The following is a 23,841-nucleotide window of genomic DNA, read 5'->3' as shown; positions in this document are numbered from 1 at the left end:
CACAGTGGTCTCGAGATGGACGTGGCAAGGTCGCCGGCGGTCTTCGGCGCGGGGTGCCTGGCGGGCAGCGTCCGTGAGGTTGCCCGGCGGAACCGGGCGGCGGAAGGGGGTTCGGCGCCCTGCCGGTGCTGGTCGGCAGCGTCGGCGCGGGCTACCGTGCCGCTACGGCCTGGCGAGCGCCCAGGGCATGAGTTTCCCGGCGAGCGCCCGGCTGAACGGGCGGACCAGCTCCTGCAGTTCGGCGCAGGCGGCCTCGCCGATCCGGGCGTAGGGCGTCACGCTGTTCTCGTCGGTCGCCTTCTCGATTTCCGCTCGGCGGGCCGCACCCGCGGGCGTGAACGTCAGGTCCGTGTCGCCGGTGAGCCAGTCGCGTTCGCGGAGCCCCGTGACGGCCCGGTTCCAGTCCTCTTCGGACCACGACCGGGAGGTGCGCAGGGTCTCGGCGGGGACGGCACCCGAAGCCGCGTGGGTGATGAGGGCTTCGACGCCGCTCAGCCGGGCCGTCAGCAGGGCGGCGATGTGCGCGTCGCCGCGGTACTCCCGGAGCAGGGTCTGGGCGTGCCACAGGACCAGGTGGGGTTCGGTGGGCCACGGCAGGGCCGCGTGGGCGGCGAAGAGCGGGCGGCCGGTGACGTCGTCGGCGACCGTCTCGGCGGCCTCACGCAGGAGAGCGGCGGCCCTGCGCATCTCCGGCGAGGTGATCGCGTCACCCAGGATGCCGCGCAACGCCCGGTCGGCCGCGCCGTGACGCGCGGCCAGGACGGCGGCCGGATCGGTGGTGGACCAGGCGGTGGTGATCGACTCCCTGACGAGGACCGGGTTGAAGTTGTAGAAGGTCGCGACCACGACCGGTGCCGGGACCGCGCCGAGCGCCGCCGACCTCGACGCGAAATAGCCGGCGCGGCCGGTGAGACCGAGTTCCGCGTACGCGGCTGCGGCTTCCGGGGCGAAGTAGATCATCCCGTGGTACGGCTCGAGAAGTCGCCAGGTCCGGCGCGCCACTTCGATCACGCGGTCAACATACCATCCAGTCGGTACGGCGGGGGCCTTCCGCGCGCCCGGCGAACCGCGGCCCGATCTCGATCCGCCTCGGCTCCGGCGGGGTACCGCCATCCGGACCACCCCCGGACGACAGTTCCTCGATAGCGAACGGATAGCGCCGCTGAGCCACGATCTCCCGGTCGATTCCCGCTACTGAGAGGAGTGATCATGGCTCGCATGATCAACGCCCTGGGTGACCGGCTGCTGGGGCTGTTCCTACGCGAGGTCAAGGCCGGCGCGTGCATCCCCGAGCACGGCCAGGTCTGCAAGACCGTCTACCTCCACTACGACTGCGTCGGCAACTGCCGGTAACGCGGCACCCGTGCCTTTCCCGCCACGGTTCCCGTGGCGGGAAAGGCGTTCCCCAGGGGGTTCACCATGATCGACGCCCAGTTCGTCCTCGCCGCCCGGGTCCTGATCGGGCTCGTTTTCGCGGTCGCGGCCGTCGGCAAGCTCGCCGGGCGGGCGCGGCTGGCGGAGTTCGCGGATTCGCTGGCGCCGCTCGGCCGGTCGCCGGTGGGCTGGCTGCCGGTGGCCGCCGGGACCGCGGTCGCCGAGCTGGCCGTCGCCGTGCTCGTCGGGTTCTCCCCCACCCACCGGCTCGGGCTCGGGCTGGCGACGGCGGTGATGCTCGTGTTCTGCGCCGCGATCGCCCGTTCGATGCGGCTCGGCCGCCGCGTCACCTGCCGCTGCTTCGGCCGCTCCGGGGCGGTCCTCGGCCGCGCCCACCTCGTCCGCAACGCACTCCTCGCCGTGTCGGCCGCCGCGGCTCTGGTCGTCCCACCGGGGCCCGGTCTCGGCCTCGACACCGGCGCGGCCGCCGCCCTCGTCGGCGCGTTCGCCGCGCTCGTCGCGATCAACTGGGACAGCCTGGCCGGCCTGGTCGGCAAGGCGGACGCCGCCCATCGCTGAAAGAGGTATCTCATGTCGTTCCTGGTGGCCGTGGTCGCGGTGCTGGCCGTGCTGACGGTGCTCAACCTCCTGCTGTCCTCGGCGATGATCCGGCTGATCAGGGAGCAGCGCCGGCCGGCGACACCCGCGCTGCCCGCCGTGGGCACCGAGATCGGGGCGTTCGAGGTGACCGACACCGACGGCCGCACCGTCACCGACCAGGAGCTGGACGACGTGCTCGTCGCGTTCCTGTCGCCCACCTGCGCGCCGTGCCGGCGCATCGCCGGCAAGCTCACCGAGCCGACCGTCGCGTTCGTCCTCGACGGCGGTGACCGGGACAAGGCCGTCGAGTACGCGGCCGGGCTGGGCTCCGCGGTGCGCGTCGTCTTCGTCGGCGACCGCAGCCCGGTGTCGGCCGCGTTCAACGCGGGCGACGTCACCCCGACCTTGATCCGTGTCCGGAACGGGCGGATCGCCGCCGCCGGCCACGACCTCGACGCCATGCGTCCGCAGCTGGTCCGATGAACCTGTTCCGTGCGGCGGGCCCCGCGTTCGGCATCGCCTGGCGCGCGTCGCGGGTGGCCACCGGCACCTCGGTCGCGCTGGCGGTGCTCGCCTCGGCCGTGCCGGCGGTCTCGGCGTGGCTGGGAAAGCTGCTGTTCGACGAGCTGGCCGGCGGCCGGGACCGTGGCCTGATCGTGCTGCTGGCCGGCGGCTCGGCGGCCGGTCTCGCCGCCACGGCCGCGATCGCCGCCGTCGCCTCCTACTGCGCCGCGCTCGTGCGAGCCGAGTCCGCGATCGAAGCGGAGGACCGCCTGGTCGGCGCGGTCGGCGCGCTACCCGGGCTGCGCCGACTCGAGGACCCGGCGTTCCTCGACAAGGTGCGGCTGGCCGAGCAGGGCGCCCAGGAGGCGGCGCCGGCGGTGCTGGCGCTGACCGTCGATGCGGTGCGCGCACTGATTGCGGTGCTCGGGTTCGTCGGCGCGGTCCTGCTCGTGTGGCCGCCGATGGCCGGGCTGCTCGCCGCGTCACTGGCGGCGGCGGCGATCTCCCAGCTGGCGTTGTCCCGCCTGCGCGCGCGGGAGACCGAGGCGATGATGGCCACCCAGCGCCAGCGGTTCCTGTTCCGCTCGCTGTGCTCGGACATCCGGGCGGCCAAGGAGATCCGGCTCTTCGGCCTCGCGGACCTGTTCCGGGCGCGCATGGTGACCGCCGTCCGCGCGGCCACGGCCAGCGAATGCGCCATGCAGCGCCGGATCGCCGCCGCCGGGATCGCCGCCGCGGTCGTGTCGGCGGTGGTGGCCGGCATCGCCCTCGTGGTCGCCGCGACCGGCGCCGCCCGGGGGTCGCTGTCCATCGGTGACGTCACCCTCTTCACCGCCGCGGTGGCCGGCATCCAGTCACCGGTGGGCGCGCTGCTGGGCCAGCTCGGCCGGGCCGGTGGCTCGCTCGGCCTGTTCCGGCACTACCTCGACGTCGTCACGACCGAACCCGACCTGACGTCCGGGACGGCCACCGTGCCCGGGCTGACGACCGGCATCGAACTGCGTGACGTGTGGTTCCGGTACGACCCGGCCGGTCCGTGGGTGCTGCGCGGGATCGACCTGGTCATCCCCGCCGGTGCCGCGGTCGGGCTGGTCGGGGTGAACGGCGCGGGCAAGTCGACCCTCGTGAAGCTGCTGTGCCGCTTCTACGACCCCGACCGCGGCCGGATCCTGTGGGACGGCGTGGACATCCGCAGCTACGACCCGGCCGCGTTGCGAGCCCGCCTCGGTGCCACCTTCCAGGACTTCACCAGCTACGACCTGACCGCGGCCGACAACATCGGCATCGGCGACGTGACCCGCCTCGGCGATCTCGACCGCGTTCGCGCGGCGGCCCGCCTGGCCGAGATCGACTCGGCGCTGTCGGGGTTGTCGCGCGGCTACGAAACCCTGTTGTCCCGGGCCTTCCTCGACGTCGACGACAAGGCCGGGGCGGCGCTGTCCGGCGGCCAGTGGCAGCGCGTGGCGCTGGCCCGGTCGCTCATGCGCGACCAAGCCGATCTGCTCATCCTCGACGAACCCAGCTCCGGCATGGACGCCGACGCCGAAACCCGGACCCACGAGGCACTGCGCGCCCACCGGGCCGGCCGGACGAGCGTGCTGATCTCCCACCGCCTGTCCGCCCTGCGCGGCGCGGACCGGATCGTCGTGCTCGGCGACGGCCAGGTGGCCGAACAGGGCACCCACGACGAGCTGCTCACCGCGGGCGGCGAGTACGCCCGGCTGTTCTCGTTGCAGGCCAAGGGATATGCGATGGCGGAGGCGTGATGACCGGGCTCGCGGTGGTCGTGCTGGTGTTGCCGGCCGTGCTGATCGTGCTGCGGCGGCGGTACGTGGTCGCCCGCGTCTGGGGTCACAGCATGTCCCCGACCTTCCGGGACGGCGAGCGGGTGATCGCGACCAGGCGACGGCACTACCGCGTGGGTGACATCATCGTTTTCCGGCCGCCCTCCCGTGCATCTCTTTCGGGGGTCCGGGTGGCGGAGCCCCCGGCCCGGGGCGAAGCCCCGGATGTCACCGCGACCATCGATGTCGCCTGGCGCATCAAGCGGATCGCCGCGGTCGCCGGCGACCCGGTCCCCGCCTGGCTGCCGGCGGACCACGCGATCGTCCCGGCAGGCCGCGTGGTGGTCGTCGGCGACAACGCCGGCCACAGCGAGGATTCCCGCCAGCTCGGCTACATCGACCTCGCCGGCGTGGCCGGCGTGGTCCCTCACCGGCCCGCGCCGGAAGGCAGCTGACAGTCGATCTCCGCCAGCACCCGCTCCACCCCGACGCGTTCGACCGGGCTGTCGAACCGGTCCTGCAGACGCAGGGACTCGTGCGCGATGCGGCGGGCGGCGGCCCGGTCGCCGGCGGCCAGCTCGATCGAGGCCAGGGCGAGCAGCGCGGCCGACTCGGCGTCCGGACGGCGAATCCGGCGGGCCAGGCCCAGCGCGCGGTCCGCGGATCTCCGGGCGGCGGGCAGGTCGCCGTTCGCGCGGTGGGCGTCGGCTTCGGCGGTGAGGCACCACGTCCGGCCGATCGGGTCGCCGTGCTGCTCCGACAGGACGCGGGCCTGTCCGGCGAGGCTGACCGCGGCCGCCGGGTCGCCGCAGGCCAGTGCGGTGCGCACGGCCACGAGCCGCACCTGGGCGCAGGTCTTCCATTCGCCGGCGGCGTCGGCCAGCCGCAAGGCCTTCGCGCCGTGCACCGTCGCCGCGCAGAGGTCGCCGAGGTGGTCCCGGTACAGGGCGGCGAGCGTGCCGTGGCAGCCCGACATCCCCGCCAGGTTGCCGGACTTCCGGAAGCACACGACCGCCTCGCGCACGGCGGTGATCGCGCGGTGCCAGTCGCCACACCGCTCGTACGCGTCGCCCAGCTTGGTCAGCACCTCCGCCCGCAGCGCGAAGTCGACGTCTCGCAGCGGCACCTCGTCCAGGATGGCGACGACGTCGGCGTACCGGCTGCGGTGCATCCGCGCCGTCGCCGTGACCAGCGCCGCGGTCACCCGCACCACCGGGTCCTGGCCGGCGACGGTCGTCAGCCGCGCGGCCGCCCGGGCGCCGTGGTCGTACAGGTCGAGCCGCACGAGCGGCGCCCGCAGCACCAGCAGCAGCGCCGCCGCGGGACGGAGCAGGCCGCCGCGCACGGCCAGGGCGAACACGGCGAGCAGGACGTCGACGTCCGCGCCCACCCACGACAGCGGCTCCTTCACCACGCGCGCCGCCACGTTCCGGCCGATCGGCGCGGCGGTCTCGGCGAGCACGGTGTAACCGGCCGGTGTGCCCAAAATGCCTTCGTAGGCGTGCCTGGTCAGCGCGACCGCCCAGCCGGCCAGCCGGTTCACCGGACCCGCGTCGAGCGACGGGCCGACCGTCCGGCAGTAGGCCCGCACGAGGTCGTGCATCCGGTAGCGGGGCACCCCGTCGCGCCCCGGGCCGGCCTGGTCGAGCAGGTTCATCGCGCACAGGTGCGCCAGCACCTCGCCGGTGCGGGCGAGCGGCACGTCGAGCACGGGCGCGAGCGGCCAGCCGGTGAACGTCGGCGCTCCGATCGCCGCCAGCGCCAGCATCGCGGCCCGCCCCTCCCGGTCCAGCAACCGGAAGCTGGTGTCGAGACTGTCCCGCACGCTGCGCTGCCCGGCCACCAGCTCCCGCATCCGCCTCGACTCGTCGGACAGCCGCGCGGCCAGCTCCGCGACGCTGAGCTTGGGGTACGCGGCGAGCTGTGCCCCGGCGATCCGCAACGCGAGCGGCACACCCCCGCACGCCTGGATCACCGCGGCGACCGTGCCATCGCCGTCGCCGTCATCCAGCCGGGCCGCGCCCGCGACGTTCGCCAGCACCGTCCCGGCCACCTCGTCCGGCAGCGGCCCGAGCGGCACCCGGACCGCCGACTCGACCTCGGGCAGCACGGACCGGCTGGTCACGATCGTGGCGCAGCCCGGATCGGCGGCCAGGAGCGGCTCGATCTGCCAGGCGGTGGCGGCGTTGTCGAGCAACACGAGCACCCGCTTGCCCGCCGTGCGGCTGCGGAACTCGGCCGTGCGCTCCTCGACGGTGGCCGGCATCGACCGCGCCGGCACACCCAGCGCGCGCAGGAAGCCGGCGAGGATGTCGTGCGGTGCGGCCGGCCGGGCATCGGCACCCCGCAGGTCGGCGTAGAGCTGCCCGTCGGGGTAGGCGTGCACCGACGCCGCGCCCGCGTGCACGGCCAGCGCCGTCTTGCCGATCCCGGGCATCCCGGTGACCAGCACCAGCGGTGGTGCGTCGCTCCGGCGCGCCACCGCGGCCCTGATCGCGGCCGACTCCGCGGCGCGCCCGGCGAACCCGGAGGTCCGCGGCGGCAGCTGGGCGGGCACCACGGTCGCCGCCGGAGGCGCCTCGACGGCGAGGACCTCCGCCTCCAGCGCGAGCAGTTCCCGGGACGGATCCACCCCCAGCTCGTCCCGCAGCACGCGCCTGGCCTCGTGGAACGCCGCCAGCGCGTCGGCCCGCCGCCCAGCGCGGTGCAGCGCCAGCATCCGCCGCTGGTGCAGGCCTTCGCGCAGGGGGTGCGCCTGCACCAGCGCGCTCAGCTCGGGCAGCAGCCGCGCGGCCCGCCCGCAGGCGAGCTCCGCGTCGATCCACTCCTCGACCAGGCACATCCGCAGCTCGTCCAGCCGGAGCAGCTCCGCCCCGGCCAGGTACGGGGTCACCCCGCCCAGCGGCGTGCCGGCCCACCGGTCGAGCGCGGACCGCAGCAGGCCGGCCGCGTCCGCGGGATCCCCGGCCGCCCGCGCCGTGCTCAGCAGCCGCCGCACTTCGTCGACGTCGACCAGGCAGTCCAGCAGGTACCCGCTCGCCACGGTGACCACGGCTCCGGCGGCGCCCGCCCGGTCGAGCGCGGCACGGAGCTTGGACACCTGGATGTGCACCTGGGTCCGCGCGGTCGCCGGCGGCAGCTCGCCCCACAGGGCGTCGATCAGCCGTTCCACCGACACCGGCTGCCGGCAGGCCAGCGCCAGCACGGCGAGGACCGTACGCCCCAGCCGTCCCTTGATCGGTACCGGTGTTCCGTGGACCCGCGCGCCGACGGGACCGAGGACAGTGGCTTCCAGCAATCCCCTGCCCGAACCTTTCGAGATCGTGTCACGACCACCCAGGCAGCGGTTCCCCGATCCGGGCGCAGTCCGGCACGGGCACTCGCGCGCAGGCCGAGGCCGGAGGTCCCGCCCACTTCGGTTCACCGTGGTTCGTCATGCGGGCGTCCGCCTTCCCCAGAAAAGTCCGGCCCCGTACCGAAAGTGCACCACCGCCGCGTTCCCCAGCCGGGGCGGCCACTCTCGCCATGCGCGACGCTGCCAGCGGCGCTCGAGCACCGTCAACCAACGCGAAAACGTTTCGCGCTTAACCGAAAGATAAGATCGTTCCCCGGAGCGGGCAACCTTCGAGCGCCGGGCTCACGACGCCGAGGAACCGGCGGCGGAGACTTCCCGCTGATTGTCCACTTCGACCGGTTCGAGGGCCGCTCGCCACCGGCCGGGCCCGTGGGAGAAATATCTCCGTACCGCCGCCGTAAAGGATTGTTTCGAACGGAGATCAATCAACGCACCGGATATGCAATACCCGCCCGAACGGCCCGGTTGGCCGAATGCGGGTACCCCGTTGGCCGCGTCGCGGGCGGCACTGCTTCGGGTACCGTCAACCGGTCGTCCCGTCGTCCCGACATCAAAAAAGGTATCAACGAGCGGAGGCCCGTTGAAAATCTTGCTGCTGTGCTCGGCGTTCAACGGACTCAGTCAGCGCGCTTGGCTCGGCCTGCGCGCCCGCGGCCACCGCGTCACGGTCCGGATCGTGCACGATCCGCAGGAGATCGCCGCGGCGGCCGCGGCCACCGATCCCGAATTGATCATCTGCCCGTTCCTGCGCCGGCGGGTTCCGGACGTGGTCTGGCGCCGCTACCGCACGATCATCATCCATCCGGGCCCGGAAGGGGACCGCGGCCCGTCCGCGCTCGACTGGGCGATCATGGACGCCGAGCCCACCTGGGGCGTCACGGCCCTGCAGGCGACCGGGGACCTCGACGGCGGGCCGATCTGGGGCACCCGGGTGTTCCGGATGCCGGCCGATCCGCCGCGCAAGAGCACCCTCTACAACACCGAAGTGTCCGACGCCGCGCTGAGCCTGATCGGCGAGGTCGTGAGCAAGGCCGAAGACCCCGGGTTCACGCCGCGTCGCCAGGACCGCCGGGTGGACGCCGTCCGTCCCCTGGTCCGGCAGGCCGACCGAGCCTTCTCCTGGGGTGACCCGACCGACCACGTCCTGCGCCGCATCCGCGCCGCGGACGGCCGTCCCGGGGTGCACACCGAGCTGGCCGGGGTGCCGGTCGCGGTGTTCGACGCCCAGCCCGGCGACGCTTCGCCCGGCGAGCCCGGCACCATCGCCGGACGACGGCAGGGTGCCGTGCTGGTCCGGACCGGCGACGGCGCCCTGTGGATCGGGCACGCGCGGCGGCTGGCACCCGAAGCCCCCGGCACGGCGGTCAAGCTGCCGGCCGTTCTCGCTCTCGGGGACAGCGTCGGCGAGGTCCCCCGGATCGCCGGCCCGCCGCACCTCCGGGAAATCGGCTACCGCCAGGTGGGCAAGGTCGGCTTGGTGGACTTCGCGTTCTACAACGGCGCGATGTCCACCACCCAGTGCCGCCGGCTCGCCACGGCCGTGCGCTACGCCGCCGCGCAGGACACCGCCGTCCTGGTCCTGGCCGGCGGCGAGGTGTTCTCCAACGGCCTGCACCTGGGTGTCATCGACGCCCACCCGGATCCCGCGGCGGAAGCCTGGCGGAACATCACCGCGATCGACGACCTCTGCCGGGAGATCATCGCCTGCTCCGGCCAGATCGTCGTCTCCGCGCTCGCCGGCGACGCGGGCGCCGGCGGGGTGATGCTGGCTCTCGGCGCGGACAAGGTGATCGCCCGCGACGGCGTCCTGCTCAACCCGCACTACCGGAAAATGGGCCTCTACGGCTCGGAATACTGGACCTACGTGCTGCCTCACCGGGTCGGCGAGGCCCAGGCACACCGGCTGACCACCCGGTGCGAACCGATCACCGCCGCCGACGCGGCCGAGGTCGGGCTCATCGACCAGCTCGCCGGCGGCGACCGCGCGGCATTCCTCGCGACCGTGCTGGACTACGCCACCGAACTGGCCGCCGGCGGCCACGCGGCCGCCCTGCTCGGCCGCAAACGCGAGACCCGGGACGCCGACGAACACCGCAGACCCCTGGAGACCTACCGGATCCGGGAACTCGCCGAAATGAGCCACGACATCTTCGACGACCGCCACGGCTTCGCCCGCACCAGGCGCGCCTTCCTCACCGGCCGGCCCACCGGCCCGGCCGTGCCGGAAGCACCTCGCCTGCCCGACCCCCGGATGGCGCCCGTCAGCTGATCGGAGTCAGGAGTTTTTGCGCTGATTGGCGTTGAAGCGCGCTTTCTTCTGGCGATTCCCGCACGTGTTCATGTCACACCATTTGCGCGTGCGGCTTTGGCTGGTGTCGAAGAAGGCGGCCCGGCAGGTCGGTGAGGCGCACAAAGCCAATTTCCCGTCCCGTTCGCCCGCGATGATGCTGATCGCGTCGGCGGCGATCACGCCGAGGGCGTCCTCCACACCGGACGCCGAGCCGAGCTGCCATCGCCGATGGCCTTCAGGCGTCAGGACGGCCGAGGCCTGGCCCTGAACGCTGCGGTCGTTGATGACCTGGACCGCGGCCGCCGGGAGCGTGTCCCGGGTCGCCGCCGCGGTCGCGGCGGCGTGGATCGACTCCCTCAGTTCGCGGGCGAGGCCGAGCTGGGCGGCGGTGCAGGACTCCACGGCGAGGCCGCTCACGGCCAGCCAGTCGACGAGCCGCTGCGGTGTGGGAATGCGCTCCACGGCGTCGCCGCGGCGCTCGGTCAACGTCGCCGTGAAGCTGGTCGCCAGCACGGCACCGAGGCGGAAGTCGGGGAACCCAGCACGCATGGAACCACCTTAGCCGGTTGCCTGGCGGGCGGACGACATGTTAGAACCGTCTTAGCCGGTTCCGCGATGACCAGGAGGTCTCATGTCCCGTCTCACCACCGACGTACGAGCATTCGAAGCCCGCGCCACCGACGCCGACCTCGACGATCTGCGCGCACGGCTGGCCGCGGCGCGGCTGCCGGAGGCCGAGACGGTCCGGCACGCCGCGTCCGGCGCCGGCCGATGGGACCAGGGCGTTCCCCTCGCCGACCTCGTCGACGTCGTGCACTACTGGCGCACGGGGTACGACTGGCGGTCGTTCGAAGACCGCCTCGACCGGATCGGCCAGTTCCGCACGACCATCGACGGGCTGGGCATCCACTTCCTGCACCGCCGGTCCCCGCGCGCGGACGCCACGCCGCTGATCCTGACGCACGGCTGGCCGGGCAGCATCGCCGAGTTCGTCGACGTCGTGGCCGAACTGGCCGATCCGGAAGCGGCCGACGCGCCGGCGTTCCACGTCGTGGTCCCGTCGCTGCCGGGCTTCGGTTACAGCGACAAGCCGGCCACCACCGGCTGGGGAACCGAAAAGATCGCGGCCGCGTGGGTGGAGCTGATGGACCGGCTCGGCTATCCGAGGTTCGCCGCCCACGGCGGCGACTGGGGCGGCAACATCACCACGGTGCTCGGCGGCAGGTTCCCGGAGCACGTTCTGGGCATCCACACCACGTTCGCGGAGGGCCCGCCCGGGTTGACCACGGACGGGCTGACGGCGGTCGAACGCGAGTGGGCCGAGGAAACCCGCCACTTCTGGCGCCACCGCGCGGCGTACGCGAAGCAGCAGGCCACCCGGCCGCAGACCATCGGCTATTCGCTCGTCGACTCACCGGTCGGGCTGCTCGCCTGGATCCTCGACAAGTTCGCCGAGTGGTCGGACACCGAAGACAGCCCCTTCGAGACGATTTCCCGGGACCGCATCCTCGACGACGTCACCCTGTACTGGCTGACGCGGACCGGCGCGTCGGCGGCCCGGATCTACTACGAAAGCCACAACTCGCTGGACCCGGAACTCCGGGTCGACGTCCCGTCGGCCATCACGATGTACCCCCGCGACATCGAGAAGTACCCGCGCCCCTGGGCGGAGCAGCGGTACCGGCGGATCGTCCGCTGGCGGTCACCCGAGGCCGGGGGGCACTTCCCCTCGCTGGAGGTTCCCGGGTACTTCGTCGAGGACCTGCGGGAAGGCCTCGCGGCCGTGCTGGCCGCCGACCGGTGACCGCGGCCGGCACGGGGGTGACTCCGCGTGCGTCGACTGGGTTGCGTGTGGGTTACGGATCTCACTCCGATGCACCCGGATCGGCCACCCCGCGTCCTGCCTATGACGGTGCGTAATAGGGGGAGGTGTCTTCGATGGGTTCTCGCTCGTCACGGCTGGTGCGGCGGCCGGGTACCTGGTTGACGGTCACCCTCGCCCTCGTGCTGGCCGGCGTCCTGATCATCTCCCTCGACGACAGCCCCGCCGCGCCCGGCCGGGCGATCAGTGGTTCGCCCACCGCCGCGGCCACCACCGCCCCTCCGGTCAGCAAGGAACCGGCGTGGATGCGCCCGCTGCGCCCGGGCGAAAAGCCCCCGCAGTTCGTGCTCTTCTCCTTCGACGGTGCCGGCTCGCACGACCACTGGAGCCGCTACCTCGCCCTCGCCAAGTCCGTCAACGCGCACTTCAGCGGGTTCCTCTCGGGCATCTACCTGCTGACCGACGAGCAGCGGGCGCGTTACACCGGGCCCGGCCACAAGCCGGGCGGGGCCTCGATCGGCTTCGGCGGCAGTGCCGGGGAAGTCGCCACCCGCGTCCAGGACCTCAACACCGCCGTCGCCGCGGGGCACCAGATCGGCACGCACTACAACGGGCACTTCTGCACCGGCGCCGAGCCGAGCGTCGGCCGCTGGACCGCGGCGGGCTGGACCGCCGAAATCGGCCAGTTCAGCCGCTTCGTCGACGACGCCCGCGAGCGCCTCGGACTGCACCTGTCCGCCAAGGACGTCACCGGCGGCCGGACGCCGTGCCTCGAAGGCAACTGGGCCGCGGCCTTTCCCGCCATGCGCGACGCCGGCTACACCTTCGACTCCAGCCAGCCGTCGGACGGCGTCAAGTGGCCCACCGACATCGACGGCATCCGGGAGTTCTGGATGCCGTACGTGAAGGTGCCCGCGCTGCACAAGAAGGTCATCATGATGGACTACAACCTGTGGTACCAGTTCAACCACGCCAAGAACGACCCGTCCCACGCCGAGCAGTACACCCAGGCCACCCTCGAGACCTACCGCGGCGCCTACCGCGCCGCCTTCGACGGCAACCGCGCCCCGCTCGTCATCGGCAACCACTTCAACGACTGGGCCGGCGGGGCGTTCTCCCGGGCCGCCGAAGGCTTCATGGGCGAGGTGTGCACCAAACCCGAGACGGTCTGCGCGACCTACGCGGAAGTCACGAAGTGGATGTCGCTGCAGAACGCGGGCGTCCTGGACCAGTTCCGGTCGATGCCGCCCGCCCAAGCCGGCTGAGGCGGAAGCGGGCGGCTCGCCGGCCGGCTCAGGAGACCGTCCACACCTGGCTCGAGGCGCCCGACCCGCCGAGCTGGCTGACCTGCGCACCGCTCGCGGTGGACGACCCGGCCACCCCGATCACGAGGCCGCTGCCGACGTTTTCCAGGACGTACTGGCTGCCGGTGAGGCTGCCCACCAGGTCCGCGGCCCACTGCTGGCCGGCGGTACCGGTGCAGGTCCACTGCTGCAGCTGGACGCCGTTCGCCGTGGACCCGTCCGGGACGTCGAGGCACAGCCCGCTGTTGACGTTGACCACCGTGAAGACGTTGTCGGACACCTTCGTCAACCGCCATTGCTGGTTGGTGCCCCCGTGCGCCGGCCACTGGATGATCTTGCCGCCGGCCGCCGTGGAGGCACCCGAGGCGTCCATGACCATTCCGCTGTTGGCGTTCTTCAGCACGTGCGTGCCGGCGGTGGGCAGGCCGGAATTCGCCGACCACGTCCCCGCGTCGGCGTCGAGGCTCCAGCTCGGGTACTGGCCCAGGTTGACCGTCGTACCGCGGATCGTGAGCGGCAGCCAGATCAGCGGCGAATTGCCCATGGCGTTGCCCGTCCAGCGGTCGCCCGCGTAGATGTAGGTGGTCGCCGAGCTGCCCTGGACCGTGATGATGTTCGCGGTCTGGCTGTTGTAGGTGTTCGTGCCCGCCGCCGCGAAGTTCCGGAACGCCGACCAGGGTCCGGCCATCGACGACGCGGTCGCGTACACGTTGTCGTTGGTGGCCCACCCGGTCAGGTGGGACGCCAGCAGGTAGTACGTCCCGCCGACCTTGATCACGGCCGGGGACTCGTAGTTGGGCAGCGTCGCCACCGCGCTCGCCACCGTCGTGTAGTCCGCGGACAGCCGGTAGATGCGGAGGCTGCGGCCGGCGTTCTCGCTCATCAGGTACGCCGACCCGTCGGTGTCCTGGAACAAGCCGATGTCGCGGCTCTGGTTGCCCAGCGGCTGGAAGCTCCCCCGGTAGCTGTACGGCCCGCACGGCGTGGGGCTGGTCGCCACGCCGACCCGCTGGTCGGAGTAGCTCGTGTTGTCGATGTGCAGGTACATCACGTACATCCGGGTGGTGGCGTTGTAGAGCACCTTGGGCCGTTCCACGATGCGGTTCGGCCCGAGGTCGCCACTGGCCTGTTTCGCCAGCGCGATCCCCTGGTGGGTCCAGTTCGCCAGATCGGTCGACGTGTAGCAGGGGATGTCCTGGAACGCGGTGTTGGCCGTGGTCTGCCCGGTCTTGTCCTCACCGAAGCCGTACCAGGTGGTGCCGACCTGCACGATGCCCATGCCGTGCAGCTGCAGCGCGCGGCCGGCGGTGTCGTACCGCGTGGCGCCGAGGGTGAACGTGTTCACCGCCGCCTGCGCCCGGACCGCGGGCACCAGCACGCCGGCCAGGACGGTGAGCAGGACGACGAGCAGAGCGAGCGGCCGGTTCGCCTGTTCCCTCGGGAGCCGGTGCGGTGAGCTGGACATCCTGGGTTCCTTTCCCTTTGCCGCGCGGGTGCGTCAGCGTGCGGAGAAGTCCTGGTTGGTGCCGGGGGCGTTCTTGCACGGCCACTGGTCCAGCTGCTGTCCCGCGGTGCCGCTGGCGCCGTAGACGTCCAGGCACAAGCCGCTGTTCCGGTTCTTGAACTGCCAGCTGCCGTCGGACTGCTGCTGCGGTAGCCAGAGGCTTCCGGCGGAGGTGTTCGCCGGCTGCTGGACGATGTCCGGGACGCCTTGCGCCGTCGAGCTGCCGGACACGGAGACGTCCTGGCCGGAGTTCCGCGCCCGCAGTTCGCCGTAGCCGCCGGAAGCCGCGACGAACTGGAACTGCTGGTTGCTTTGCCCGTTGCAGGTCCACTGGTCGATGACGGCGCCGGAGGTGCTCGAGTTGCCGTAGACGTCCAGGCACAGGTTGCCGGCGACGGTCACCAGCGTGTGGTCGCCGCCCGGGAACCCGCCCGTGCCGCCGGAGATCGTCCAGGTGAAGGTCGCCGTCCCGGCCGCGCCGGTGGTGTCGGTGACGGAGACCGTCACGCCGTAGCTGCCGCCCGCCGTCGGGGTGCCGGTGATCAGGCCGGAGGAGGCGTTGATCGACAGCCCCGGCGGGAGGCCGGTGGCCGCGTAGGCCAGGCTCTGCCCGGCCGCCGAGTCGGTGGCGTGGATCTGCACGCCGCCGATCGCCGTCCCGGCGGTCCCGGTCTGGTCGCCGGGGCTGGTGACGGTGACGGTGTTGCCGCTCGTCGGACCCGTCGGCGTCAGGTAGATCGCGAAGGCGTCGTGCGAGGCCTGGAAGGTGAAGGGGATCGTCACCGAGCCGCCGGAGGCGTTCACGTTCTGGTTGAAGACGACCTGCGGTGCGTTCAGCGGCGCCTGGTCGGGGATGCGCTGCACCACGACCTTGACGCTGCCGTTCCCGGCCAGCCAGGGCACCGCGGACAGGCCGGTGAAGGCGACCGACACGGGGCCGGTGTACCCCTTCTCGTCACCGATGACGGCGACGGCGCGGCCGGCGGCGCTGTCCTTGGCCGCCGAGATCGCGGTGGAGCCGACCTGGCCGGAGGTGTTCACCAGCGTGCCGGTCATGTCCGCGTAGTCGCGAAGCGCCCACCAGTGGCCCGTCGGCAGCCAGTTCCCCCCGCTCTGGGTGAGGACTCCGGTCAGGTTCGGGGTCACGCAGCAGACCCAGTTGCCCCGCATCGCGTTGACGTAGTTCGACTGCGCGAAGCGCGCCAGGTACCAGGCCGTCACCCCGGCGGTCTGCCGGTCGGCCGGCTGGTATTCGTTGGCGGACAAGGGGATCGGCGAGAGTCCGTTGTTCGCGAGGTACCGGGTGATCGACTGGCCGACCTGCACCGGGTCGTCGCCGTCGCCCTCGTCGTGGTTGGTGATCTCGTCCGGCACGGTCCCGGCCGCCTTGGTGTGCGAGAGGAACGCGTTCCACTCCCCCGGGTTCTGGTCCGGCGTGAACGCCAGCGACGGGCCCACGATCAGCGCGCCCGGCGCGAGCCGGCGGATCTCCCGGTAGGCGGTGTCCCACATCTGGAAGTACTGCGGGCTGGACACCCCGCGCGTCCAGAACGCGGAGATGTCCGGCTCGTTCCAGATGTCGTAGGCGAACTTCAGGCCCGAGCCCTGCAAGGCTCCCACGGTGGCGTCGATGAAGCTGATCCAGTTCGTGCAGTTCCCGTTGTCGCACGGGTACATCGTGTTCGACGGCTGGCCGCCGTTCGCGCCGTAGATGTCGCTGACCAGCACCTGGTACTGGGCGTGGTAAGGCGGCTGGGTCAGCCGCTTCGCCTGCGCGATGATCGAGTTCAGGTCGGCCTTGGTGGCGTTGCCGTTCTGGTAGTTGTCCCGGATCCACCCGCCGGAGAACCAGCCGCCACCGCGGAAGGCGGTGATGCCCAGCGGCTGCAGGTACTGGTCCGCCGGCTGCGTGCCGTCCTGGCTGATGCCGTACAGGAACCCCTCGCCGACCGCGGTCGACGGCCCGCGCGCCGACGCGAGGTCCACCGTCATCGACTCACCCGCGGCCGCCTGCCCCGGAGCCGCCGGCAGCACCGGGAACGCCACCACCAGGACCGCCGCGGCCACCGAAGCCAGGCGCCCCAGCCGGAGATTCGTCTTCATCGACTCCTCCTGCGGTTCACGAGCGTCGAACCGGTTCGCCCGGTGAGCTCGCCGGAATAGTACGAACCCGGTCGACCGAAGGTCAATGACGCTGGGCGTACACTGTCCACAATGGTCATTAAACGAAACTCCACCGGGCTGCGACCGATCTCGTGCAGTCGTTGTCACAGAACGGTATTCGTCATCCGAGTCACGGTCATCCGACACCCGGATCCCGGCCGCGAGGCCCGTCAGGAGCTGAAAGTTACATCGCCACCGAACGCAGTGTCGAATCGGTTCGAGAACCGGCCACCGCGGGCCGCGATGCTTTACACAGCGGCCCCGGCTTCCTACGCTTTCGTTCTGGAAGCGCTCCCAGACTCGACGAGGAGGAGGCGGAGTGCGTACTTCGACGACGAAGGCAGTGGCCCGCGCGGTCGTGGCGCTACTCGTGCTCGGCCTGACCTTGGCGGTTCCGGGAGTGTCCGCGGGCGCCCCCGCCGGGAAGTTCAACTACGGCGAGGCGCTGCAGAAGGCCGTCTGGTTCTACGACGCTCAGCGCTCCGGTGCGCTGCCCGCCGGCAACCGGGTCTCCTGGCGCGGCCCGTCCGCCCTCGACGACGGCAAGGACGTCGGCCGGGACCTGACCGGCGGGTTCTACGACGCCGGTGACCACGTCAAGTTCGGGCTGCCGTTCGAGTTCAGCATGACCATGCTCGCCTGGGGAGCGCTGGAGAACCGCGCCGCCTACCAGACCTCCGGCCAGTGGTCGTCCCTGCTGTCGAACCTGCGCTGGGGCGACGACTGGCTGATCAAGGCCCACCCGCAACCCGACGTGCTCTACGGCCAGGTCGGCAAGGGCGACGACGACCACAAGTGGTGGGGCCCCGCCGAGACGATGGCGATGGCCCGGCCCGCCTACCGCATCGACGACTCCTGCCCCGGCTCGGACCTCGCCGGCGAGGCCGCCGCGCAGATGGCCGCGAGCTCGATGGTGTTCCAGGGCGACGACCCCACCTACGCCGCCACCCTGCTCACCCACGCCAAGCAGCTGTATTCGTTCGCCGACAACCACCGAGGCGTCTACTCGAACTGCATCACCGACGCCCAGAACTTCTACAAGTCCTGGAGCGGCTACCAGGACGAGCTCGTGTGGAGCGCGATCTGGCTCTACAAAGCCACCGGTGACGCGACCTACCTGACCAAGGCGCGCGCCGAGTACGAGAAGCTGGCCACCGAACCGCAGACCACCACCCGCTCCTACCGCTGGACACTGGCCTGGGACGACAAGTCCTACGGCGCCTACGTCCTGCTCGCCCAGCTCACCCACGACCCCGAGTACGTCGCCGACGCCAACCGCTGGCTGGACTGGTGGACCACCGGCGTCAACGGCCAGCGCGTGCCCTACTCCCCCGGCGGGCAGGCCGTGCTCGACCAGTGGGGCTCACTGCGTTACGCGGCGAACACCGCTTTCGTCGCGCTCACCTACGCGGATTCGTTGCGCGCCACCGATCCTGCCCGTGCCACCACCTACCACGACTTCGGCGTGCGGCAGATCAACTACGCGCTCGGCGACAACCCGCGCGGCGCGAGCTTCGAGGTCGGGTTCGGCGTCAACCCGCCCCGCAACCCGCACCACCGCACCACGCACGGGTCCTGGGCCGACAACATCAACGAACCGGCGCAGAGCCGGCACGTCCTGTACGGCGCGCTCGTCGGCGGCCCGTCCTCGCCCAACGACGCGTACACCGACGACCGCACCAACTACACGATGAACGAGGTGGCCCTCGACTACAACGCCGGCTTCACCGGCGCATTGGCCCGGCTCTACGGCGAGTACGGCGGCACGCCACTGGCCGCCTTCCCGCCGAAGGAAACCCCCGACGGCCCCGAGCTCCTCGCGCAGGGCGCGCTCAACCAGCCCGACGGCGGCACGTTCACCGAGGTCAAGGCGTACGTGATCAACAAGTCGGCGTGGCCGGCCCGCACGTTCACCGGCTCCCTGCGCTACTACTTCACCCTCGACGGCAGCACCACGCCGGGCCAGATCTCGGTCACTTCCGCGTACAACCAGTGCGACGCGCCCACGCTGCACCAGTTCTCCGGCGCGGTCTACTACGTCGAGGTGCCGTGCTCCGGCGGCGTCGCCCCCGGCGGCCAGTCGCGCTACCGCAAGGAGGTGCAGTTCCGGATCACCAGCACCGGCACCTGGGCGCCCGGCAACGACTGGTCGCACACCGGCCTCGCCCCCAGCGGGAGCGCGCCCGCCGACAACCCGCAGCTCGTGCTCACGCAGGGCGCCGCGGTGGTGTGGGGCAGCCAGCCGGGACAGTCCACGGGCGACACCACCGCGCCGACCGCACCCACCGGGGTCACCGCCACCCCCGGCAGCACCGGCGCCACCCTCACCTGGACGGCGGCCACCGACGACGTCGGCGTCGCCGGCTACGACGTGCTCGACTCGGCGGGCGCGACGATCGGCAGCACCTCGGGCACCAGCTACCAGGTCACCGGCCTCACGCCCGGCACCGCGTACACGTTCTCGGTCCGCGCTCGCGACGCCGCCGGCAACCAGTCGCCGCTCAGCAGCCCGGTCGCGGTCACCACCACGACCACCGGCACCGGCACCGGCTCGCTCGCGGTCCAGCAGCGCGGTGGCACCGCCGCCACCGCCAACCAGATCCGGACCAGCCTCCAGATCGTCAACCGGGGCAGCACGTCCGTGCCGCTCAACAGCGTCACCGCGCGCTATTGGTTCACCGGCGACGCCGCCAACCCGGGCTACCAGGTCTGGTGCGACTACGCGGTTCCCGGCTGCGGCAACGTCACCTTGCGCGTCGTGAAGCTGAGTACGCCGCGCCCGGGTGCCGACGCCTACGTCGAGGTCGGCTTCAGCGGCGGCACCCTCGCCGCCGGCGCGAGCACCGGCGAGCTCCAGGTCCGGGTGGCCAAAGCCGACTGGTCCGCCTTCGACCAGTCCGACGACTACAGCTACCGCACCGCGGCGTCCTTCACCGACCTCGCCACCGCCACCGCCTACCAGTCCGCGGCCCTGGCCTGGGGTACCGAACCCTGAGACCCGTTCAGTCCGGGCGCCGGTCCGGAAAGCCGAACGTGGTGACCAGCGCCGGGTCGTGGAACTCGACCACGCGCGAGATGCCGGTGACCGTCGGGGTCAGCACCACGACGCCGTGGGCCCGGAGGACGCCGCCGGTGTCCCGGTGGTACACGGCGGCGGCGGGCTGGTTGTTGGCGGTGGTGGCGCTCATCCGCCAGTCGCCGGGCGTGCCCAGCACGTACGTGCCGAGCAGGTGGAGGCACTGCGCGCGGCCCGCGTACCAGTCACGGAACGGTGCTGCCTCCAGCGTGGCGTCCGCGCGCAGCACCCGCTCCAGCAGGTGGGCGTCGGAGCGTTCGAACGCGGCGATGTACCCCTCGAGCAGCGCCCGTGCCCGCCGGTCGGTGGGTTCGAGCAGGTCCTCGGGTGGTGTTCCGAGGTCGTCGAGCCGGGCCCGGGCGCGCTGCAGGCCGCTCTTCACCGCCGCCGTGGTGGTGCCGAGGATCCGGGCCGTTTCCGGAGCGGTGAACGCCAGCACCTCCCGCAGGAGCAAGATCGCGCGCTGACGTGCCGGCAGGTGCTGCAAGCTGACGACGAGTGCGAGCCGCAGGGACTCGCGCGCCACCACGGCCGCCGCCGGGTCGGCGACCCAGTGGTCCGGCAACGGCTCCAGCCAGGCGACTTCGTCGGGCCCGGCCGGGACCGGCGGGCGATCGGGTCCGTCGTGCGGACCGGTCAGCCCCGAGGGCAGCACCCGGTTCCGGCGCGGCTCCAGTGCGGTCAGGCACACGTTGGTGGCGATGGCGTAGAGCCACGACCGGATCGACGCACGGCCCTCGAAGCCGGCGTAGGACCGCCACGCCCGCAGGTAGGTTTCCTGCACCAGGTCCTCGGCGTCGTGCGCCGAACCGGCCATGCGGTAGCAGTGCGCCAGCAGCTCCCGGCGGAACCCCGCGGTTTCGGCGGCGAACCGGTCCCGCTCGCGCGCGGGCGCCGCCGCGGATTGCCTGCCTGCCATGTGTGCTCCTCGTTCCGCCGATCGACCACTCCCCGGTACGACCGGCACACCGCGGAAAAGGAATCGAAGCACAGGTCAGCAGGCATCCGCGGAAGGTGGCGTAGCGGGCGAGGTTCGCCGCGGCGTCCTCGGCGGCGCGCCGCGCAGCCCGGGTACTGCTTCGCCAGCGGGAGGTGGACGACGAATCGCGCCCGGGGCTCGGCGGCCGCGTCCACGGTCTCGGTCACGGCAGCAGCGCCAGCTTGCCGACGGTCGCCCGGGCGGCCAGCTCGGCGAGGGCCTCGGGGCCGTCGGCCAGGTCGTAGGTGGCCGGGCGCGCGGGGGTGACGACGCCGGCGGCGACGAGCGCGGCGAGCTCGCCCATGACCTCGCCGAAGATCCGGGGTGCCGCCTGGATCAGGGTGCCGATGTTGAGGCCGATGACGTGGACCTGGTGCCGGTACACCAGCTCCCGGTTGGTGAGCGAAGCTTCGCCGCCCGCCAGGCCGTAGACGACGACCCGGCCGGTCACCGGCTTGGCCGCGGCCAGGCTCGCGGCGAACGTGGCGCCGCCGGCCGATTCCAGCACCAGGTCGGCGCCGGCACCGCCGGTCAGGCGCCGGACCTCGGCGGCGAGGTCGCCGGTACGGGAGTCCAGGACGTGGTCGGCCCCCAGCGCCAGCACGGTCTCGTGCTTGCCCGGTGCGGCCGTGGCGATGACGGTCGCACCGTAGTGCTTGGCCAGGGTCACCGCGGCCTGGCCGGTCGCGCCCGCCGCGGCGGGGACGACGACGGTCTCCCCGGCCGCCACCCGGCCGAGCGGCTTGAGCGCGGCGAGCGCGGTGGGCCAGTTCACGACCAGGCCCAGCGACTGCTCGGCGCGCCAGCCCGCCGGCACCGGCCTCGCGGCCGCCGCCGGCAGGACCAGGTACTCGGCGAAGGCGCCGTCGCCGATCCCGATCACGTGCGTCCCCGGTGGCGGGCCGGTCACCGCCTCCCCCACCGCGACGACCTCGCCGGCCGCCTCGAACCCCGCCCGATACGGCGGCCGGGGGCCGTCCCGGAAGGTGCCGCAGGCTTTCGAGAGGTCGGCGAAGTTGACCCCGGCGGCGGCCACCCGGATCAAGACCTCACCCGGGCCGGGGCTGGGCACGGGCGCGTCGGTGATCAGGTGCATGTCCTGCGGTCCGTCCAGCGAGGTCTGCTGCAGGGCGCGCATGGTGGCGGGAACGCTCACGGTGATCGGCTCTCCTTCTCGGTCGGTTTACGACAGGGAGACCGAGGCGGCCCGCGAAAGGAATCGGCTGCCTGGCCCGGCGCCCGTAAGAGATCGGTAACCGCGCACCGGGCCTCGATGGGCGATTCGTCCCGTTGAATGAAGCGGCAGAAGATCGAAGACGGAGGAGCGTGAAATGAACCGGACGCGGCTGGTCAGGCGGCCCTGGGTGCTGAGCATCCTGGTGGCGGGCGTGGTCGCCGTCGCGGCGGGGTTGTTCTGGTTCCAGCCGTGGCAGCTGGTGGTGGACGAGACGGTCCAGGAGGAACTGCCGGCCGCCGCGCCGGCGCCCGCACCGCCGTCGACACCTCCGCCGCCGTCGACACCTCCGCCGCCGTCCACACCGCTGACGCCGTCCACGTCGCCGTCGCCGTCCACGTCGCCGTCGCCGTCCACTTCGGCCAAGCCCGCGGAACTCGCCGGCGGCACCCTGATCAGCCACGAGCACCGGACCACGGGCACCGTCCGGCTCCTGCGCGCGGCCGACGGGTCGTTCGTGCTGCGGCTGGAGAACCTGGCCACCAGCAGCGGCCCCGACGTGCACGTCTGGCTCACCGACGCACCGGTGAAACCGGGCAAGGACGGCTGGGCCGTCTTCGACGACGGCAAGCACCTCGACGCGGGCAAGCTCAAGGGGAACAAGGGAAACCAGAACTACCCCCTGCCGGCCGGCACCGACCCGGCCGCCTACACCAGCGTGAGCCTCTGGTGCGACCGCTTCAACGTCTCCTTCGGCGCGGCGGAACTGGCCCGGCACCCGGCCTGACGGCCCGGGGGAACCAGGCCGCGAACGCTCATCGCCGCCTTCCCGGCCACCGATGGGCGGTACACCGCGCCACACCCCCTGCCGCACGATGAGGCGATGGACGTCCAGCCTGTTCCCTACCCCTTCGGGGACGCCGTGGCGCTGCTGCCCCACCCGCTCTTCGCCGAACTGCGGAAGTCCGGCGCGCCGGTGCGTGTCACGATGCCCTACGGCGGTGCTGCCTGGCTGGTGACGCGCTACGAACAGACGCGGTTCGTGCTCTCGGACGCGCGGTTCTCCCGCGCCGCCGCGGCCGGGGCGGATGTGCCGCGCGGGCGGCCCGGCTTCGAACCGGCGGGCAACCTGCTGGCCATGGATCCGCCGGAGCACGACCGCGTCCGGGCGCTCGTCGCCAAGGCCTTCACCGGCCGGCGGGTGGAGCTGCTCCGGCCCCGGATCCAGGAGATCGTCGACGCGCTCCTCGACGGCGTCAGCCCGCCCGTGGACTTCGCCTCGGCGGTCGCGTGGGAGCTGCCCGTCCTGGTGATCGGCGAGCTGCTCGGCGTTCCGCCGGGCGAGCGGCGGATGGTGCGCGAGTGCACCGAAAAGCTGGTCGCCTCGGGCGGATCCGTGACCGCCGCGGACGTCGCGGATGCCCGCGGGAAGCTGGCCGGCGCGCTGCACACCCTGATCGCGCAGCGCCGGGAAGCACCCACCGACGACCTGCTGACCGCGCTCGTCGCGGCCCGCGACGCGGAAGACCGCCTGACGGACGACGAACTGCTCATGCTCGGCGTGGCGCTGCTGGCCGGTGGCCACGAGACCACGGCGAACCTCACCGGCAGCATGCTCGTCGAGCTGCTGGCCGACCGCGACCGGTGGACGACCCTCGTCGCCCGTCCCGAGCTGATCCCGTCGGCGGTGGAGGAGCTGCTGCGGTTCGTGCCGCTGGCGACGGGCGCGGATTTCGCCCGGATCGCCAAGGAGGACCTCGAAATCGGCGGCCAGGCCATCCGGGCCGGCGACGCGGTCCTGGTCCAGCTGGACTCGGCCAACCGCGACGAGTCGGTGTTCCCCTCGGCCGGGGAGCTGGACTTCGGCCGCAAGGTCAACCACCACGTCGCGTTCGGCTTCGGCGTGCACCAC

17 protein-coding genes and 1 pseudogene are annotated in these 23,841 nt (G+C 72.4%); 11 read left to right on the top strand and 7 right to left on the bottom strand.

The window, feature by feature from the left end; genetic code table 11:
- Window positions 1-162: 162 nt before the first annotated feature.
- Entirely contained in the window at window positions 163-1,011 is an 849-nt protein-coding gene (locus QRY02_RS08560) for an SCO6745 family protein (protein WP_285990952.1), read from the bottom strand.
- A 198-nt stretch (window positions 1,012-1,209) separates the two neighbouring features.
- Between QRY02_RS08560 and QRY02_RS08555 the strand changes: the two genes are divergently transcribed.
- The 5 genes from QRY02_RS08555 to QRY02_RS08535 all read left to right on the top strand — a co-directional run bounded on the left by QRY02_RS08555 (window position 1,210) and on the right by QRY02_RS08535 (window position 4,717).
- Window positions 1,210-1,353, top strand: a complete 144-nt coding sequence (locus tag QRY02_RS08555; protein WP_285990951.1) for a hypothetical protein — start codon at window positions 1,210-1,212, stop codon at window positions 1,351-1,353.
- Between the two features lie 66 nt (window positions 1,354-1,419).
- Window positions 1,420-1,953 (top strand): MauE/DoxX family redox-associated membrane protein, encoded by a 534-nt coding sequence (locus tag QRY02_RS08550; RefSeq protein ID WP_285990950.1) that lies wholly within the window; start codon window positions 1,420-1,422, stop codon window positions 1,951-1,953.
- A 12-nt stretch (window positions 1,954-1,965) separates the two neighbouring features.
- Window positions 1,966-2,457 carry a TlpA family protein disulfide reductase gene (locus tag QRY02_RS08545; protein WP_285990949.1) on the top strand — a complete coding sequence of 164 codons (492 nt, stop codon included), beginning with the start codon at window positions 1,966-1,968 and terminating at the stop codon, window positions 2,455-2,457.
- Entirely contained in the window at window positions 2,454-4,244 is a 1,791-nt protein-coding gene (locus tag QRY02_RS08540) for an ABC transporter ATP-binding protein (RefSeq protein WP_285990948.1), read from the top strand. The genes QRY02_RS08545 and QRY02_RS08540 overlap by 4 nt, the downstream gene beginning before the upstream one ends.
- On the top strand, window positions 4,244-4,717 hold the full coding sequence (locus tag QRY02_RS08535) for a S26 family signal peptidase (protein WP_285990947.1): 474 nt from the start codon (window positions 4,244-4,246) through the stop codon (window positions 4,715-4,717). The genes QRY02_RS08540 and QRY02_RS08535 overlap by 1 nt, the downstream gene beginning before the upstream one ends.
- On the opposite strand, the gene QRY02_RS08530 is transcribed toward QRY02_RS08535, so the two are convergent.
- Window positions 4,690-7,560, bottom strand: a complete 2,871-nt coding sequence (locus QRY02_RS08530) for an AfsR/SARP family transcriptional regulator (protein ID WP_285990946.1) — start codon at window positions 7,558-7,560, stop codon at window positions 4,690-4,692. The genes QRY02_RS08535 and QRY02_RS08530 overlap by 28 nt on opposite strands.
- 637 nt (window positions 7,561-8,197) lie before the next feature.
- On the opposite strand from QRY02_RS08530, the gene QRY02_RS08525 reads away from it, so the two are divergent.
- Window positions 8,198-9,886 (top strand): hydrogenase maturation protein, encoded by a 1,689-nt coding sequence (locus tag QRY02_RS08525; protein WP_285990945.1) that lies wholly within the window; start codon window positions 8,198-8,200, stop codon window positions 9,884-9,886.
- A gap of 6 nt (window positions 9,887-9,892) precedes the next feature.
- Here the strand turns inward: QRY02_RS08525 and QRY02_RS08520 are convergent, their stop codons facing one another.
- Window positions 9,893-10,456, bottom strand: coding sequence for a CGNR zinc finger domain-containing protein (locus QRY02_RS08520; protein ID WP_285990944.1), 564 nt, complete (start codon window positions 10,454-10,456; stop codon window positions 9,893-9,895).
- 82 nt (window positions 10,457-10,538) lie between these two features.
- Between QRY02_RS08520 and QRY02_RS08515 the strand changes: the two genes are divergently transcribed.
- Complete coding sequence (locus QRY02_RS08515; RefSeq protein ID WP_285990943.1) at window positions 10,539-11,711, top strand: epoxide hydrolase family protein; 1,173 nt, start codon at window positions 10,539-10,541, stop codon at window positions 11,709-11,711.
- A 134-nt stretch (window positions 11,712-11,845) separates the two neighbouring features.
- On the top strand, window positions 11,846-12,994 hold the full coding sequence (locus QRY02_RS08510; protein WP_285990942.1) for a polysaccharide deacetylase family protein: 1,149 nt from the start codon (window positions 11,846-11,848) through the stop codon (window positions 12,992-12,994).
- 28 nt (window positions 12,995-13,022) lie between these two features.
- On the opposite strand, the gene QRY02_RS08505 is transcribed toward QRY02_RS08510, so the two are convergent.
- Window positions 13,023-14,498: an RICIN domain-containing protein gene (locus QRY02_RS08505; RefSeq protein WP_285990941.1), complete on the bottom strand. Its 1,476-nt coding sequence runs from the start codon at window positions 14,496-14,498 to the stop codon at window positions 13,023-13,025.
- Window positions 14,499-14,531: 33 nt separating this feature from the next.
- Window positions 14,532-16,640: an RICIN domain-containing protein gene (locus QRY02_RS08500; protein WP_285990940.1), complete on the bottom strand. Its 2,109-nt coding sequence runs from the start codon at window positions 16,638-16,640 to the stop codon at window positions 14,532-14,534.
- 379 nt (window positions 16,641-17,019) lie between these two features.
- Between QRY02_RS08500 and QRY02_RS08495 the strand changes: the two genes are divergently transcribed.
- Entirely contained in the window at window positions 17,020-19,695 is a 2,676-nt protein-coding gene (locus QRY02_RS08495; RefSeq protein WP_285990939.1) for a glycoside hydrolase family 9 protein, read from the top strand.
- 7 nt (window positions 19,696-19,702) lie between these two features.
- On the opposite strand, the gene QRY02_RS08490 is transcribed toward QRY02_RS08495, so the two are convergent.
- Together QRY02_RS08490 and QRY02_RS08485 are read right to left on the bottom strand one after the other, a co-directional pair.
- On the bottom strand, window positions 19,703-20,695 hold the full coding sequence (locus QRY02_RS08490; RefSeq protein WP_285990938.1) for an RNA polymerase subunit sigma-70: 993 nt from the start codon (window positions 20,693-20,695) through the stop codon (window positions 19,703-19,705).
- A 223-nt stretch (window positions 20,696-20,918) separates the two neighbouring features.
- Window positions 20,919-21,911, bottom strand: a complete 993-nt coding sequence (locus QRY02_RS08485) for a zinc-binding dehydrogenase (RefSeq protein WP_285990937.1) — start codon at window positions 21,909-21,911, stop codon at window positions 20,919-20,921.
- 175 nt (window positions 21,912-22,086) lie between these two features.
- Here QRY02_RS08485 and QRY02_RS08480 point away from each other — a divergent pair, with 175 nt between their 5' ends.
- Window positions 22,087-22,716: a DM13 domain-containing protein gene (locus QRY02_RS08480; protein ID WP_285990936.1), complete on the top strand. Its 630-nt coding sequence runs from the start codon at window positions 22,087-22,089 to the stop codon at window positions 22,714-22,716.
- Between the two features lie 96 nt (window positions 22,717-22,812).
- Window positions 22,813-23,835 (top strand): annotated as a pseudogene (locus QRY02_RS48550) (cytochrome P450); the annotation flags it as partial.
- Window positions 23,836-23,841: the final 6 nt, after the last annotated feature.

It is taken from the genome of Amycolatopsis sp. DG1A-15b (assembly GCF_030285645.1).
Lineage (GTDB): Bacteria > Actinomycetota > Actinomycetes > Mycobacteriales > Pseudonocardiaceae > Amycolatopsis.
Note: the sequence above shows the minus strand (reverse complement) of the source record. Positions and strands in the feature narration are given on the sequence as shown.

Bases quoted from the DNA above. Each gene is read 5' to 3' on its own strand.
- QRY02_RS08555 (WP_285990951.1), top strand. From the start codon at position 1,210: ATGGCTCGCATGATCAACGCCCTGGGTGACCGGCTGCTGGGGCTGTTC.
- QRY02_RS08550 (WP_285990950.1), top strand. From the start codon at position 1,420: ATGATCGACGCCCAGTTCGTCCTCGCCGCCCGGGTCCTGATCGGGCTC.
- QRY02_RS08545 (WP_285990949.1), top strand. From the start codon at position 1,966: ATGTCGTTCCTGGTGGCCGTGGTCGCGGTGCTGGCCGTGCTGACGGTG.
- QRY02_RS08540 (WP_285990948.1), top strand. From the start codon at position 2,454: ATGAACCTGTTCCGTGCGGCGGGCCCCGCGTTCGGCATCGCCTGGCGC.
- QRY02_RS08535 (WP_285990947.1), top strand. From the start codon at position 4,244: ATGACCGGGCTCGCGGTGGTCGTGCTGGTGTTGCCGGCCGTGCTGATC.
- QRY02_RS08520 (WP_285990944.1), bottom strand. From the start codon at position 10,456: ATGCGTGCTGGGTTCCCCGACTTCCGCCTCGGTGCCGTGCTGGCGACC.
- QRY02_RS08515 (WP_285990943.1), top strand. From the start codon at position 10,539: ATGTCCCGTCTCACCACCGACGTACGAGCATTCGAAGCCCGCGCCACC.
- QRY02_RS08510 (WP_285990942.1), top strand. From the start codon at position 11,846: ATGGGTTCTCGCTCGTCACGGCTGGTGCGGCGGCCGGGTACCTGGTTG.
- QRY02_RS08505 (WP_285990941.1), bottom strand. From the start codon at position 14,498: ATGTCCAGCTCACCGCACCGGCTCCCGAGGGAACAGGCGAACCGGCCG.
- QRY02_RS08500 (WP_285990940.1), bottom strand. From the start codon at position 16,640: ATGAAGACGAATCTCCGGCTGGGGCGCCTGGCTTCGGTGGCCGCGGCG.
- QRY02_RS08490 (WP_285990938.1), bottom strand. From the start codon at position 20,695: ATGGCAGGCAGGCAATCCGCGGCGGCGCCCGCGCGCGAGCGGGACCGG.
- QRY02_RS08480 (WP_285990936.1), top strand. From the start codon at position 22,087: ATGAACCGGACGCGGCTGGTCAGGCGGCCCTGGGTGCTGAGCATCCTG.